Here is a 13,989-nt window from a genome sequence, read left to right on the forward strand (position 1 = left end):
CGCCGTGCGTCATGGATGGTCTTTTCAAACCTTGAAGCCTGATACCGAACCCTTGAGTTCGGTGGCCAGTTCGGTCAGTTCGCCAATCGACACCGCCGTCTGCTGCGTGCTGGTCGTGGTTTGGGCCGTGATGCGCAGGATGTCCTGCATCGAGCCGGCGACCTTGGTCGCGATGTCGGCCTGCGCCTGCGTGTCGCTCGAAATCGTTTGAATCAGTTGCGCGAGGTCCTGCGAAACCGAGGAGATTTCGTTCAGCGCCTGACCTGCGGCGTCGGACAGTTTGGCTCCCTCGACCACGCCCTGCGTCGAATATTCCATGGCGGCGACGGCGTCGTGGGTGTCGGTCTGAATCGTCTTCACGATCGCGGCGATCTGCTTGGTGGCTTCGCCGGAACGTTCGGCAAGTCGTTGCACTTCCTCGGCAACCACGGAGAAGCCGCGTCCCGCCTCGCCGGCCGATGCGGCCTGGATGGCGGCGTTGAGCGCCAGCACGTTGGTCTGTTCCGTAATGTCGGAAATCAGTTCCACGATTTCGCCGATCTCCTGCGACGATTCGCCCAGTCGCTTGATTCGCTTCGACGTCTCCTGGATCTGGGTGCGGATCTCGTTCATGCCGGAGATCGAGTTCGACACGGCGGCGGCGCCTTTCTGCGCGGCTTCCAGCGACGCATTCGCGACGCGGGCCGATTCCAGCGCGGAGGCAGACACGGCCTTCATCGATTCGGCCATATCCAGAACCGCGGCGTTGGCGCCCTTGATTTCCTCGGACTGGATCCTGGTGGCGGCAAGCAGTTCGTTGGACGTGGTTTGCGCCGCGTTCGAAGCGTTGGTCACGCGTTCCGCGGCATCGTTGATGCCCCGCACCAGCACCGCGAGTTCCTCGATCGTGTAGTTCACCGAGTCGGCGATGGCGCCGGTGATGTCCTCCGATACCGTGGCACGCACGGTCAGGTCGCCGTCGGCGAGGTCGCCCATCTCGTTCATCAGGCGCAGGATGGCGCCTTGCGTGGCATCCTTCTCCGCCTCGGCGACGCGCCGCTGGTGCTCGGCTTCACCGCTGCGGCGAACGCCTTCGTCGTTGAATGCCTTGACCATCAGCACCAGCATCAGCAGCGCCAGCGAGCCAAAGAGGGTTGCCGCGATCGACGAAACGCCGGTTTCGGCGACGTCCTTTTCATAGGCGGACTGCAGCGCGGCGGCGCTTCCTGCCATGTTGCGGAAACCGGCGACCAGGACGGTGCCGGCCTTGCGCGCCTGCGAGAGCGCCTTGAGATCACCCGCGAGCGCGGCGATACCGGGTTGCATCGCCTTCAGGCCCTGTGCCAGCGGCGTGTCGGCGGCAGCGAGTTCCTGCGCGGCGGCGAGATCCTTGGCCAGTTGCGCGCCGAGCGCTTCGTCGAAACCGGGCGCGAATGCCAGCTGCGTCGCTGCGCGCAGGATGCGGGTGACCAGTGGCGACGACTTTCCGCCGGCCGCGTCGGCTGCCTCCAGCATCGCCGGGCCGCGCTGCACGGCTTCCGTGCCGAGGCGGTTGAGCGCAACCAGGCGGTTTTCCTGCGCCAGCAACTGGGTGACGATGTCGTTCTGCTTGACCCAGGATTCGCGCAGGGTGTCGAGTGCCGGACGCGCGTCGCCGACGGTGGCGGAGACCCGGATGCCCTTGATTTCACCGCCCTCGAGCAGGCTTTCGAGCAGCTTGCCGAAGGTGTCGCGGGCATCGCGCAGTTCCGCGAAGCCGTCTTTCTGGCCCTGCATCGCCGCGAGTGTTGCCTTGGGGATCTGCTCGGTGAGGGGAGCTATGTGGCCGGCCGCGGAGAGGAAGGTGGTGCCGCGCGTCGTGGCTTGCATCTGCAGGAAGATCGCCGCGATCGTGACCAGAAGGCTGATGAGGAAAACGCTGCCGAGGACGCGGAACTGCGTCTGTACGTCCAGATTGCCGATCAGCGGGAGCCTGCCCTTGCCACGCCGGTCCACGAAGGGGGCGGCGGCGCCTCCTGCGGCCGGCGGCGCCGCCCGGTTGCGGCGGTCGAAGTGCGGCAACTTGAAGAGGAGCTTGAAGGCCATGATCTGTCCTTTACTGAGCGCTCAAAGAGCGATATCGAGGTAATTCGAATCGGCCAGCAGCGCGGGAATGCGCAGCTGGGTCCAGATGACATTCTGTGCGTCCGTGAAGCGGCCGCCGAGCCAGGCCGCAGCCTCGCCGTGATCCTCGGCTCCGGCAGGAAGCCCGCCGTCGTCCGCGGCATGCAACTCCAATTGCGGGCGCAGGCCGAGCGCGCGGCGTACCAGAAGTGCCGTGTTGATGCCGTGCCGGGCGCCCACCAGCAGCAGCCGCGACTGCGCGTTGATCGGTGTCGGCGCGCCGCCACGCCAGGCGGCGAAATCGACCACGCTGTAGAGCACGCCGCGAATGTTTGCGATGCCCACGAACCAGGGTTTGGTCAGCGGGGCCGGAGTCAGTTCCGGCAGCGGCGCCACTTCGCCCGAATCGGCCAGGTCGATCAGCCAGTGGCTGCCGCCCGGAAGCTCGTCGCTGCCGGATTCGACGCCGAGCAGGGCACGACTGCCTTCGCCGCGTCTTGCCGAGACCAGTCGTTCCGAGAGGTTCTGCTGAAACTCACGCAGACTGATGCGCTTTGCCATAAGCCTGGATCAGCCCAGCGCGGCGATCTTCGCCAGCAGCGCCGGCCCGTCGACCGGCTTGGTGACGTAATCGTGGGCGCCCTGGCGCATGCCCCACAGCTTGTCGGTTTCCTGGCTCTTGGTGGTGCACATGATCACCGGAATGTTCTTGGTGATCTCGTCCTTCGACAGGGCGCGGGTGGCCTGAAAGCCATTGGTGCCCGGCATCACGACGTCCATCAGGACCAGGTCGGGCATCAGCTGCTTGACCCTCGCGATCGCCTCGTCGCCGCTTTCCGCCGTCGTCACCTGGTATCCCGCCTTGGTCAGCAATTCGGTCAGGATGTGGCGTTCGGTCGGCGAATCGTCGACGACCAGGATATTCTTGATGGGCATGGTGGCTACCTCACGAATCGGAGTAACACCCGTTAGCCAAGGCCGGCATGGGTGGCAACGGTTTTCAGGAGACTGTCCTTGGTAAATGGTTTGGTCAGGTATTCGTCGGAGCCGACCATGCGACCGCGCGCTCGGTCGAAGAGACCGTCCTTGGACGAGAGCATGATCACCGGCGTCGACGCGAATTTCGGGTTCTTCTTGATCAGCGCGCAGGTCTGGTAGCCGTCCAGGCGCGGCATAAGGATGTCGCAGAACACCACGTTCGGCAGGTGATCGTTGATCTTGGCCAGCGCGTCGAAGCCGTCCTCCGCCAGGACCACTTGGGCGCCGGCCTGCAACAGGAAGATTTCGGCGGTCTTGCGGATGGTGTTCGAGTCATCGATCACCATCACCTTGATCCCGGAAAGCTTTGGCGTTTCGCTCACGTTACTCCATGCCGGATGATCATTCCATACGCGATGACCATGGCCCTGCGCCTGGATTCACCAGCGATACTCCCGCTTGCGCCAGCCTGGCCCATGTCTCCCCCGGTCGTTCCGTTCGTTGCTGCTTTGGTTGCAATGCCCAGCCAGTCGCAATCATACTTAGATTTTAAGCATTTCAAAGCCCTCCTCGCGCAGCCCGCATTCCGTCCGGGCTCGGTTTGGCGTGTCGGCAAGCCGGCGCCCCTCGGGGTCGGGAGGGCATATTCATTCGGATAGAATCGCGAAATATCGATCCACGCCGCCGTCCGCCTTCATGAGCCTTGCCGCATCCGCCAATCCCTTGCCGCCCATCGTGCTGAGTTTTGCCGCGTCCGATCCCACCGGCGGCGCCGGCTTGCAGGCCGACGTACTGACCCTGGCCAGCCTGGGCTGCCATCCGCTGTCGGTGGTGACCGCGATCACCGTGCAGGACACGGCCGGTGTCGAGGGCGTCCTGCCGATCGATGCCGAGTGGGTCGCGGATCAGGCGCGGGCGCTGCTCGAAGACATGCCGGTGGCGGCCTTCAAGCTCGGGATGCTGGGCAGCGTCGAAGTCATCGCGGCGATCGCCGAGGTGATCGCCGATTACCCCGGCATACCGGTGGTGCTCGATCCGGTGCTGGCGTCCGGTCGCGGCGACCAGTTCGCCGACGAGGAAATGATCGAGGCGATGATCGGCATGCTGCTGCCGCAGACCACCCTGCTGACGCCCAACAGCCTTGAGGCAAGACGACTGGCGCAGCAACTCGGCGAGTTCGAGGACGGTGCGCGCCGAGAACCCGGACTGGTCGATTGCGCCCGCGGATTGATCGAGGCCGGCTGCGAGTATGTGCTGGTCACTGGCACCCACGAAGGCACGCCGCAGGTTATCAACACCTTGTACGGCAGCCATGGCGTGGTGCGCACGGATCGCTGGGACCGGCTGCCGGGCAGCTACCACGGCTCGGGTTGCACCCTGGCTTCCGCGATCGCCGCCCACCTTGCCAGCGGTGCCGGTATGGCCGATGCGGTGATGGGCGCGCAGGAATACACCTGGCGCACGCTGTTCGCCGGATTTCGGCCGGGCATGGGACAATTCATTCCCGATCGACTGTTCTGGTCCCGCGACGTGGATGAGGAAACCGATGACGCCTGACATGCCGGAGTATGCAAGTCCGAGTACCGGGGTCTGGAAGTGGACATGAAACTTCGCGGGCTGTGCGCCGTCACCCTGGACGACCTTTTGCTGCCGCGCCTTTCGGCGCTGGTCAAGGCGGCGCTTGATGGCGGCGCGCAGTTCGTCCAGTACCGTAACAAGATCGCGCCGCGCCCGCTGCGGCGCGCCCAGGCGGCGGAGATGCTGCGCATCTGCCGCGCTGCCGGGGCCAGGCTGATCGTCAATGACGATGTCTGGCTGGCCGTCGAGATCGGGGCCGACGGCGCCCATCTCGGGCGCGGCGATGCCCCCGGTGGTTCCTTGCTGGCAGCGCGCGAGGCGCTGGGCCCGAAGCGCATCCTCGGCGTTTCCTGTTACAACGACCTGGGGATGGCCGAAGAAGCCGCACAGGCCGGTGCCGACTACATCGCCTTCGGCAGCATGTTCCCCTCGCGCACCAAGCCCGGCGCGGTGCGCGCGCCGCTGGAGCTGCTGGGCGAAGCCAAGCGCCGTTTCTGCCTGCCGGTGGCCGCCATCGGCGGCATCACGCTCGACAACGCGCCGCAGTTGATCGATGCCGGCGCCGACATCCTCGCCGTGGTCAGCGACCTGTTCGATGCCATGGACATCAAGACCCGCGCCGATGCCTACCAGCGGCTCTTCGCCACCGAGCAAGCCTGACCGCGGTTCCGGCGGCGCAAAGCGCCGCTACAATCCGATCCTCGATTCCTGATTTCGGATCCCAAGACATGACCCGCAACGAAGACCTGTTTTCCCGTGCCCAGAAGACCATTCCGGGCGGCGTCAATTCCCCCGTGCGCGCCTTTCGTTCCGTCGGCGGGGCACCGCGCTTCTTCACGCGCGGCGAAGGCTCGCGCGTCTGGGATGCCGACGGCAAGGCCTACCTCGACTATGTCGGTTCCTGGGGCCCGCTGATCCTCGGTCATGCCGATGCCGACACGGTGGCTGCGGTGCAGACAGCCGCGGCGAAGGGGCTTTCCTTCGGTGCGCCGACCGAGGCGGAGATCGAACTGGCCGAACTGCTGGTGGCGCGGGTGCCGAGCATGGACATGGTGCGACTGGTGTCCTCCGGCACCGAGGCCACCATGAGCGCGATCCGCCTGGCGCGCGGCTTCACCGGACGCGACATGATCGTCAAGTTCGAGGGCTGCTACCACGGTCACGGCGACAGCCTGCTGGTCAAGGCCGGTTCCGGCCTGCTGACCTTCGGCAATCCCTCGTCGGCCGGCGTGCCGGCGGATCTGGCGCAGCACACGCTGGTGCTCGACTACAACGACGCGCAAGGTTTGCGCGATGCCTTCGCCAGGCACGGCAAGACTATCGCCTGCGTGATTGTCGAGCCGGTGGCCGGCAACATGAATTTGATTGCGCCCAAACCCGAATTCCTCGCCGCCATGCGCGAGCTGTGCACGCAGCACGGCGCTGTGCTGATCTTCGACGAAGTCATGACCGGCTTTCGCGTCGGACCGGGCTCCGCACAGGGCTTGTACGGCATCACGCCCGACCTGTCGACCTTCGGCAAGGTGGTCGGCGGCGGCATGCCGCTGGGCGCTTTCGGCGGACGCCGCGACATCATGGAAAAGATTGCGCCGCTGGGACCGGTGTACCAGGCCGGCACGCTGTCGGGCAATCCGCTGTCGGTGGCGGCGGGCCTGGTGACGCTGAAGAAGATCGCCGCGCCAGGTTTCTACGAGGCGCTTGCGGCGACGACCCGGACGCTGGTCGAGGGCCTTGCAGGCGCGGCGAAGAAGCATGGCGTGAAGTTATCCGCGCAATCGGTGGGTGGCATGTTCGGCGTGTATTTCGCCGCCACGCCCCCGACCTCCTATGCCGAAGTGATGGCCAGTGACAAGGAGGCCTTCAACCGCTTCTTCCACGCCATGCTCGATGCCGGGGTGTATCTGGCGCCTTCGGCCTTCGAGGCCGGCTTCGTTTCCGCCGCGCACAGCGAGGCCGACATAGCCGCCACGGTAGCGGCGGCCGACGCCATCTTCGCCGCCGGCTGAGCCGGCAACTCCGCGAAAAGTCGGCCCTTCGACAGGCTCAGGACAGGCTACTGGCGACACGGCGATGGGGGCGTAATTCGATGCCGCTGCTCAGTCCTGGTGCGGCCTGGGGCGTGCTGCTGGTCGCCGGCCTGTGTGAAATCGCCTGGGCGGTCGGCCTCAAGTACACCGAAGGTTTCACGCGGCTGGTGCCCAGCGCCTGGACGCTGGCGGCGATGTCCGCTTCGGTGGTACTGCTGGCCTGGTCGCTGAAAACCCTGCCGGTGGGCACGGCCTATGCGGTGTGGACCGGCATCGGAGCGGTGGGCACGGCGCTGCTGGGCATGCTGCTGTTCAACGAATCGCGCGAGGTGGCGCGGCTGGTTTGCATCGGCCTGATCGTGGCCGGGATACTCGGGCTGAAACTGGTGACGAAATAGCGGCGGAAGCCGGAGGCGATCAGCCCTCGTGTCCGGCGCGACGAGCCGCCAGCAGTTTCCTTGCCTTGCGCGTTTCGAGCCAGCGCAGCGTGACGAAGGTACCCCAGCCGAAGAGCCCCATGGCGACCGTGAAGGCGCCGTAAGCCACCGGCCACGACACGCCCTGGGTCATCATCGAGAACTCCGACATGCCGCCGATGCCGGCGATGATGTTGAGCGGCACGAACACAACGCTGATGGTGGTCAGCTTGGACACGCGCTTGTTCTGGTTGATGTTGATGAAGCCGACCGTGGCATCCATCAGGAAGTTGATCTTGCCGAACAGGAAGGACGTGTGGCCGTCCAGCGAATCGATGTCGCGCAGGATCTGGCGCGCGTCGTCGTGCTGGTCGGTCGACAACAACCGGCTGCGCATCAGGAAGGACAGCGCGCGCCGCGTATCAAGCACGTTGCGCCGGATGCGTCCGTTGAGGTCCTCCTCCTTGGCGATGTCGGAGAGGATCTCGGCCGCCTCATCGTCGGTGACCTGGGGCGTCAGCACGGTTCGGCTGACCTTTTCCAGCTCGGCGTAGATGTCCTCCAGCGCATCGGCGGAGTATTCGACGTCGGCGCCGTAAAGGTCGAGCAACACGTCCTTGCCTTCCGAGACATAGCCCGGCTGGATCCGCGCGCGCAGGCGCTGCAGGCGGAACACCGGCAGTTCCTCGTCCCGCATCGAGAACAGGATGTTGTTGTGCAGGATGAAGGCGACTGCGACGTTGCGCGACTCGTCCTCCTTGTCGAGCAGGAAGGCCGAGTGCAGATGTACTTCGCCGTTTTCCTCGATGTAGAAGCGCGCCGATTCCTCGAGGTCGGTCAGGTCGTCGGCATCCGGCAGCGTCAGCTGGAAGATTTCCGCGACCCATTGCCGTTCTTCCATGGACGGAGCGAGAAGGTCCACCCAGATCGGCGTCGTGGCGGCGAGGTCCTCTTTGCTGTCCACTTCGATCTGGCGCAGGCGACCGTTCTTCAACTCGAAGGCATTCAGTTTGATCGGCGTGCGCGGCAGGGCCGGCGCCGCCGGAGCGGCCGGCAGCGATTCGCGCAGCGTATCGCGCAGGGCATCCGACAATTCGTCGAGGATTTCCTCGCCGCGCGCCTTCGCCACCAGTTCCCACACCACCAGACTGTCATCCGGCGGCAGGGCTTCGAGAATCCGCGCGATGGCATCCGAGGGCATCTGCTCCAGCTTGGCGCGCAGTTCCTCGAGGTGCTGGATGTGCACCAGGTTCTCGACGAGCTGTTGTCGTGGTCCGTCGTGACCCTGCCGATGCACCACGCTCTCGACCCGCTTCTGGCGCGCCAGGAGTTCCTCGACCAGGCGCAGCTTGTCCTGCTCGGCGGCACGTTGCTGCGCGTCGAGGTCGTCGTTGGCCTGGGTTTCGATGTGTTCGGACATGGCGGCGGTATTCTATTCGCGTTCGCCCTTGCTCATGGCACTTCCGCGCCGCCCATGCGGCCCAGGATCAGCTGGGTGCGCCCGTTCAGGTAGGCGGAATGGGGGTTGCGTTCGTAGCGGCGCGGCGCGGGCAGCATCACGGCCAGGCGCGCCGCCTGTTCAGCACCGAGTTGTGCCGCGGAGACGCCGAAGTAGCGCTTTGCGGCGGCTTCGGCACCGAACACGCCGTCGCCCCATTCGACGACGTTGAGGTAGACCTCGAGGATGCGCCGCTTGTCCCACAACAGTTCGATCCAGACCGTGATGATGGCTTCCTCGCCCTTGCGCATAAACGACTTGGTCGGCGACAGCAGCAGGTTCTTCGCCAGTTGCTGCGAGATGGTCGAGCCGCCGGCCACGACCTTGCCCTTCTTCTGGTTCTTTTCCAGGGCCTTCTGGATGCCTTCCCAGTCAAAGCCTTCGTGGTCGACGAACTTGTCGTCCTCGGCGGCGATCACGGCGCGCTTGAGCTGCACCGAGATCTTCTCGTAGGGCACCCACTGGCGCTTGAGCTCGGCCCGGGGATTCTTCTGCCGTGCTTCATCCAGGCGCTGGCTCTGGAAGCTTGTGGTTCCCGGATTGAACCATTTCCACCAAACCACCCAGCCCAGGTACCAGGCCTGCCAAAGCAGCAGCACGCCGAACAGGGTCGCCAGGCCGAGTTTCAGCCAGCGCGGCGCCGGTCTCATTGCGTTGCCATCCGGCAACGCAATGGCGAATTCAACGCCCCCCCTTGCACGGCGCGAAGCATGCTTCGCGAATTCCCCTTCTCACGCCCCCAACCTCCGCCCGGGCGGGGGCGACTAGTTGGTTCGCTGCGATCAATAGTCATGACCCGCATCATGACCCGCGTGACAGCGCGGCGAGCACCGGCGCCGTATGCGGCCGGACACCACGCCAGACGAAGAAGGCTTCGGCCGCCTGTTCCACCAGCATGCCGAGTCCGTCGGCGACCCGCGCGCCGGCCGCACGCGCTTGCTTCATGAAGGGCGTGTCGCGCCCATAAACCATCTCGTAGGCGACGCAGCGCGGTGCGAAGACCGCGGCGGGCAACGGCATTTCGCTGTCGCTCAGGCCCGACGAGGTGGCATTGATCACCAGGTCGAAGGCGCGTCCGGCAAGGCCCGCAAAGCCGACGGCGTCCGGTTTGGCGCCGACCGCGCATTCCGGCAGGCGGGCAAATTCGAGCGCCAAGCGCGCCGCCCTTTCCTCGGTGCGGTTGGCGATCACGAGTTCGGCGGGGCGTTCCAGCAGCAGCGGCAGGAGCACGCCGCGCGCGGCGCCGCCGGCGCCCAGCAGCAGGATGCGGCGCCCGGCCGGATCGCAGCCGAGGTTGTTCTTCAGGTCGCGCACCAGGCCGGCGCCATCGGTGTTGTCGCCGACGATGGTGCCGGCGTCGAAGCTTAGCGTGTTCACCGCACCGGCGGCTTCGGCTCGCGCGGTGCGCTGCGTGGCGAGGCGGAAGGCGTCCTCCTTGAAGGGCACCGTGACATTGACGCCGCGCACCGGGCCGCCCTTGCTTGCGATGAAGGCGCTGACCGTTGCGGCGAAGCCGTCCACCGGTGCGAGGATCGCCTCGTAGCTGATGTCCTGGCCGGTCTGCCTCGCAAACAGTGCATGGATGCGTGGCGACTTGCTGTGTCCGACGGGATTGCCAAATACGGCGTAGCGGTCGGTCATGACTGCATTCTCAATCCGAACGCAGACGATCCGCGTTGGTAAAGGTCCAGGTGCGGGTGATCTCCAGCACGTCGGTGTCACGCCGGATCGACTCTGGGAAGGGGGCGTAGGGCGCCGCCATTTGCACGATGCGCCGAGCCGCGTCGTCGAGCAGGCTCTGGCCCGAGGAACGGTTGACTTCAACCTTTTCCAAGTCGCCATTGGCCTTAATGATTACGGTAAGCACCAGGCTGCCGTAAAGGCGCCCCCTGGCGGCGGCGGGGTAGTTGAGGTTGCCGATGCGCTCGATCTTCTGCCGCCAGTCCTCGACGTACTGCGCGAAGCGGTATTCCTCGACCCGGGCGCCGATGAATTTCTTGCGCGGGCGCTGGTTGTACTCCTCCATCTGCCGCGCGATCTGGCCTTCGAGTCGGGCGATTGCCATGGCGCTGGAAGCCAGGTCGAGGCCGGTGCGCGCCGTGTCGGGGGTCGGGTTGGGTTCGGGCCTGGTCCGCTCGGCGTTGACCGGGCGCTCGCCCTTCAGCCGCGTCAATTGCATCTGCGCCTGCGCTTCGAGTTCGGCGACGCGACGCTGCGCATCGACCAGCTGGTCGCCTTCCCGGACATTGGCCGAGGGCGGCAGCGGCGTCTTGGCGCGGCGGTCTTCCTCGGTATTGCCGCCGCCGTCGAGGTTGGTCTGCGCCTTGGCCTGCGCCTTGCTGGGCTTGCTCTTGCTCTTGCTGTTGACCAGGATGACTTCCAGCGCGCGTTCGCGCGCACGGTCGACGAAATCCGGCGGCGTGAAGCGGACCGCGAGCAGCATGCCATGCAGCAGCAGCGAAGCGCCCAGCGCGAGCGTCAGGTTGCGCCGCGGCGGATCCATGGCGGCGAGGAAGCCCGGCCATGGCAGGCGTGGCAGCGAAGGCAGGGAAGCGCGCGACAGGCTGGACGGGATAGGCATGAGCCCGTCGATTTTACGCCGTCAGTTCGCCGTCCCCGTCGTCGGCGAAGTCGCCATCAGAGCCGTCATTGGCCGCCAATTCGGGTGCCTGCTCGATGTAGCGCAGGCGCAGTTCGGCCTCCAGCAGGTCGATGCCCTCGACACCGAGCAGCACGTGCGCGCCGCGCGGCAGATCGGGCACCGAGGGCACGCGGGCGACCAGCGGGATCTCGTCGAGCCGCAGCAAGGTTTCGCGCAGCACCCGCGCCCTGGCCGTGGTCGCGCCCTGTTGCAACAGCCAGCGCAGGCACCAGTAGCGTTCCATGCCGCGCTGGAATTCCGCGTAGGCGGCGTAGGTCAGTTCGAAGTCGCGCATGGCCGCCAGCAGGTCGGCCGATTTCGGCGGGAAGGGTGGCGGTTCGCCCCGCAGCAACGCGATCAACTGCCACTGGTTGAGCAGGTCGCAGTAGCGCCGCAGGGGCGAGGACGACCAGGCGTAGCACTCGACGCCGAGTCCTTCGTGGGCGGCGGCGACCGTGCTCATGCGCACCTTGCCCGCCGTCTGCACGCGATACAGCGCGGGAATGCCGGCATCGCGCAACATGGCGCCCCAGGTGGCATTGGCCAGGATCATCAGTTCGGCGACCAGCGTGTCGAGCGGGCTGCCGCGCGCGCGTTCGTCGATGCCGACGTGCCCCATGCCCGGCTCGACCGCGATGCCGCTGTCGGCGTTCCAATCGACGATGAAGTTGTAGTCCTTGCGGTTGCCGTTGTCCGAGGGCTTGCCGCGCCCGGCTTCGAGCACCTGGGCGAATTCCCAGAGCAGCTTCAGTTCGTCGCGCCAGGGAAAGTCGGCGAGGCCTTGCGCCAGCGTATCGGCGTTGAACAAGGGCTCGATGTCGTGATGGCGCAGGTTGGCGACGATGGGCACGCGCTCCATGCGGGTTTCATGGCCGAGCAGGCGCAGGTCGCTCGCGACGTCGAGGTAGAGCGAGATGGCCGGCGCGGTCTGGCCGGCGGCCAGCGTGAAATGCTCGACTACGTCCTCCGGAAGCATGGTGATCTTGCGCCCCGGCATGTAGACCGTGGACAGCCTTTCGCGGGTGATGCGGCCGAGGTCGGAATCCGGGCCGAAGCCGAGGCCCGGCGCGGCGATATGGACGCCAATTTTCCAGCCGCCGTCCGGCTTGGCGGTAACCGAAAATGCGTCGTCGATTTCCGTCGTATGCGCATCGTCGACACTGAACGCGGCCACTTCGGCGAGCGGCAGGTCGATGCCTTCGGCATCGCCATGGGTTGAGCCATCCCCCCGTCCCCCTTCCCGGGGGCGAAGGCAGGGTTTCGCAGAGCACTGCTCTGCGCTGCCGTAGCCGGCTGGCTGTGCAAAGCCAGCCGTGGGCGGGGGGCTACTGGTCAGGCGCTGCGCGCCAATTGCACGAGGGGGCTCGTAAGCCGGGAATCCCGTGCCGCCCTTGCCCTCGGGGAAGAACTCGAACAGGAAGCGGCCCAGGTGGTAGTCGTGCGTCGAGGGCAGCGCTCCCGCTTCGAACAGCAGGCGTGCCGCCGACTTGCCGGTTTCGCCGCAGGCCGCTTCGAGCGCCTTGGCCTCCGGGCGATTGCGGTCGGGCTTGTAAATCAGTTGCGGCAGGACAGTGGGGAACTCGGCAGGCAGGCGGCCTGCGGCGAGTTCCGTCACCATGCGCTCGATGGCGGCGGCCTGCTGGCGCTTCTTCTCAAGGCCGGCCAGCGCGGCTTGCAGGATCTCCGGTGGCGCCTTGCGGAAGCGCCCGCGCCCCTTGCGGTGGAAATGGATGGGCGCCGAATGCAGGCGCAGCAGGACGGCGACGGCCTGCACCGGATCCGGCTTGGCGCCGTGGTATTCCGCGGCGAGTTCCTCGAAGCCGAATTCCGCTTCGCCGCAGACCTCCCAGAGGAAATCAACGTCGATGCCTTCCGCGTCGGCCTCGGCGCGCTCCAGCAGTTCCCCGGGGGCCGGCGTCGCGAAGCGCAGCAGGACGTTGGCGGCCTTGACCTTGCTGCGCTTGCCCGAGGGCAGTTCGATCTGCAGCGAGGTCACGTTGTCGGCCAGCACGCCGCCGGCACGGAAAGCGCCGTCCTCTTCAAACAGGACATTCATGGAGGGGAGCAGCCCGGACGGGGCTTGAGCGGGAAGCGAGGCGGCCGATTATACCGGTCTGGCCGTGGCGACCAGCACCGTGCTGGTCAGCCGGAAGCCGCCCGCCAGGGCATGCGGCGCAAGCTCTTCGGCGACCGCGACGGCGAGCTCGCGCTGCTTTCCCGGGGGCAGCCGGGACAGGCTTTCCGCCGCGCCGCCGGCGAGGTCGAGGAAGCCCTGCCAGTAGGCGGCGGCATCGGGGAAATCGACGGTGATCCGGCAAGGACGGATGTCGCGGTCGCAAAAGTCGGCGCTGGCGAGACGGCGATCCAGCTCGCCGGGATCGCCGAAACGGAAGATCGAGGGCCGCGCCACCTTGGGCGGTGGCAGCAGGCGACGCATGCAGGCCAGCGCCGCCTCGACCAGCGGTACCTCCTCGGCGCGACCCCAGACCGACAGCGCGAGCAGGCCGTCGGCGCGCAGCACGCGGCGCATTTCCTTGAGCGCGGCATGTTCGTCGGGGAAGAACATCAGGCCCAGGCCGCACAGCACGCGCTCGAAACTGCCATCGGCGAAGGGCAGCGCCTCTCCATCGGCGGCGACGCGTGCCAAATCGGGACAGCAGGCGAGCTGGCCTTCGCTGATGTCGCTGGCGACGGCGAGGCCGCTCGCGCCGACGGCCTGTTGCGCCATGCGGGCCAGCAGGCCGGGGCCGCTGGCGAGGTCGAGCACGC

At 66.5% G+C, this 13,989-nt stretch carries 14 protein-coding genes; 4 read left to right on the forward strand and 10 right to left on the reverse strand.

Features of this window, described 5'->3' with window-relative positions; all coding sequences use genetic code 11:
• Positions 1-24: 24 nt before the first annotated feature.
• From J0M27_RS18685 to J0M27_RS18700, 4 genes are read right to left on the reverse strand one after another with little or no spacing between them, the layout of a single operon-like run.
• On the reverse strand, positions 25-2,064 hold the full coding sequence (locus J0M27_RS18685) for a methyl-accepting chemotaxis protein (protein WP_294995345.1): 2,040 nt from the start codon (positions 2,062-2,064) through the stop codon (positions 25-27).
• 21 nt (positions 2,065-2,085) lie between these two features.
• On the reverse strand, positions 2,086-2,643 hold the full coding sequence (locus J0M27_RS18690; RefSeq protein ID WP_294995348.1) for a chemotaxis protein CheW: 558 nt from the start codon (positions 2,641-2,643) through the stop codon (positions 2,086-2,088).
• A gap of 9 nt (positions 2,644-2,652) precedes the next feature.
• Entirely contained in the window at positions 2,653-3,018 is a 366-nt protein-coding gene (locus tag J0M27_RS18695; RefSeq protein ID WP_294995350.1) for a response regulator, read from the reverse strand.
• Positions 3,019-3,050: 32 nt separating this feature from the next.
• A complete protein-coding gene (locus tag J0M27_RS18700; protein ID WP_294995353.1) occupies positions 3,051-3,443 on the reverse strand; it encodes a response regulator in 393 nt (130 codons plus the stop codon).
• Positions 3,444-3,756: 313 nt separating this feature from the next.
• On the opposite strand from J0M27_RS18700, the gene J0M27_RS18705 reads away from it, so the two are divergent.
• The 4 genes from J0M27_RS18705 (at position 3,757) to sugE (ending at position 7,063) form a co-directional block, all read left to right on the forward strand.
• On the forward strand, positions 3,757-4,617 hold the full coding sequence (locus J0M27_RS18705) for a hydroxymethylpyrimidine/phosphomethylpyrimidine kinase (RefSeq protein WP_294995355.1): 861 nt from the start codon (positions 3,757-3,759) through the stop codon (positions 4,615-4,617).
• Between the two features lie 45 nt (positions 4,618-4,662).
• A complete protein-coding gene (thiE, locus tag J0M27_RS18710; protein WP_294995357.1) occupies positions 4,663-5,298 on the forward strand; it encodes a thiamine phosphate synthase in 636 nt (211 codons plus the stop codon).
• A 68-nt stretch (positions 5,299-5,366) separates the two neighbouring features.
• Positions 5,367-6,644: a glutamate-1-semialdehyde 2,1-aminomutase gene (gene hemL / locus J0M27_RS18715; protein WP_294995360.1), complete on the forward strand. Its 1,278-nt coding sequence runs from the start codon at positions 5,367-5,369 to the stop codon at positions 6,642-6,644.
• An 80-nt stretch (positions 6,645-6,724) separates the two neighbouring features.
• The gene (sugE, locus tag J0M27_RS18720) at positions 6,725-7,063 is read left to right on the forward strand and encodes a quaternary ammonium compound efflux SMR transporter SugE (protein WP_294995362.1); all 339 of its coding nucleotides are present in this window, start codon (positions 6,725-6,727) and stop codon (positions 7,061-7,063) included.
• A gap of 19 nt (positions 7,064-7,082) precedes the next feature.
• Here the strand turns inward: sugE and J0M27_RS18725 are convergent, their stop codons facing one another.
• From J0M27_RS18725 to J0M27_RS18750, 6 genes are all read right to left on the reverse strand, one after another.
• On the reverse strand, positions 7,083-8,501 hold the full coding sequence (locus tag J0M27_RS18725) for a magnesium and cobalt transport protein CorA (RefSeq protein ID WP_294995364.1): 1,419 nt from the start codon (positions 8,499-8,501) through the stop codon (positions 7,083-7,085).
• A gap of 32 nt (positions 8,502-8,533) precedes the next feature.
• Positions 8,534-9,229: a monofunctional biosynthetic peptidoglycan transglycosylase gene (mtgA, locus tag J0M27_RS18730; RefSeq protein ID WP_294995365.1), complete on the reverse strand. Its 696-nt coding sequence runs from the start codon at positions 9,227-9,229 to the stop codon at positions 8,534-8,536.
• A gap of 151 nt (positions 9,230-9,380) precedes the next feature.
• Entirely contained in the window at positions 9,381-10,220 is an 840-nt protein-coding gene (aroE, locus tag J0M27_RS18735; RefSeq protein WP_294995368.1) for a shikimate dehydrogenase, read from the reverse strand.
• 10 nt (positions 10,221-10,230) lie between these two features.
• Positions 10,231-11,160, reverse strand: a complete 930-nt coding sequence (locus J0M27_RS18740) for a TonB family protein (RefSeq protein WP_294995369.1) — start codon at positions 11,158-11,160, stop codon at positions 10,231-10,233.
• A 13-nt stretch (positions 11,161-11,173) separates the two neighbouring features.
• Complete coding sequence (locus J0M27_RS18745; protein ID WP_294995371.1) at positions 11,174-13,276, reverse strand: RNB domain-containing ribonuclease; 2,103 nt, start codon at positions 13,274-13,276, stop codon at positions 11,174-11,176.
• Positions 13,277-13,324: 48 nt separating this feature from the next.
• Positions 13,325-13,989, reverse strand: a 665-nt coding sequence (locus tag J0M27_RS18750) for a methyltransferase domain-containing protein (protein ID WP_294995373.1), incomplete at its 5' end; no start/stop codon positions are given.

This window comes from Sulfuritalea sp., assembly GCF_017302275.1.
In the GTDB taxonomy this organism is placed as follows: Bacteria; Pseudomonadota; Gammaproteobacteria; order Burkholderiales; family Rhodocyclaceae; genus Sulfuritalea.

Bases quoted from the DNA above. Each gene is read 5' to 3' on its own strand.
- J0M27_RS18685 (WP_294995345.1), bottom strand. From the start codon at position 2,064: ATGGCCTTCAAGCTCCTCTTCAAGTTGCCGCACTTCGACCGCCGCAAC.
- J0M27_RS18690 (WP_294995348.1), bottom strand. From the start codon at position 2,643: ATGGCAAAGCGCATCAGTCTGCGTGAGTTTCAGCAGAACCTCTCGGAA.
- J0M27_RS18695 (WP_294995350.1), bottom strand. From the start codon at position 3,018: ATGCCCATCAAGAATATCCTGGTCGTCGACGATTCGCCGACCGAACGC.
- J0M27_RS18705 (WP_294995355.1), top strand. From the start codon at position 3,757: ATGAGCCTTGCCGCATCCGCCAATCCCTTGCCGCCCATCGTGCTGAGT.
- thiE (WP_294995357.1), top strand. From the start codon at position 4,663: ATGAAACTTCGCGGGCTGTGCGCCGTCACCCTGGACGACCTTTTGCTG.
- hemL (WP_294995360.1), top strand. From the start codon at position 5,367: ATGACCCGCAACGAAGACCTGTTTTCCCGTGCCCAGAAGACCATTCCG.
- sugE (WP_294995362.1), top strand. From the start codon at position 6,725: ATGCCGCTGCTCAGTCCTGGTGCGGCCTGGGGCGTGCTGCTGGTCGCC.
- J0M27_RS18725 (WP_294995364.1), bottom strand. From the start codon at position 8,501: ATGTCCGAACACATCGAAACCCAGGCCAACGACGACCTCGACGCGCAG.
- mtgA (WP_294995365.1), bottom strand. From the start codon at position 9,229: ATGAGACCGGCGCCGCGCTGGCTGAAACTCGGCCTGGCGACCCTGTTC.
- aroE (WP_294995368.1), bottom strand. From the start codon at position 10,220: ATGACCGACCGCTACGCCGTATTTGGCAATCCCGTCGGACACAGCAAG.
- J0M27_RS18740 (WP_294995369.1), bottom strand. From the start codon at position 11,160: ATGCCTATCCCGTCCAGCCTGTCGCGCGCTTCCCTGCCTTCGCTGCCA.
- J0M27_RS18745 (WP_294995371.1), bottom strand. From the start codon at position 13,276: ATGAATGTCCTGTTTGAAGAGGACGGCGCTTTCCGTGCCGGCGGCGTG.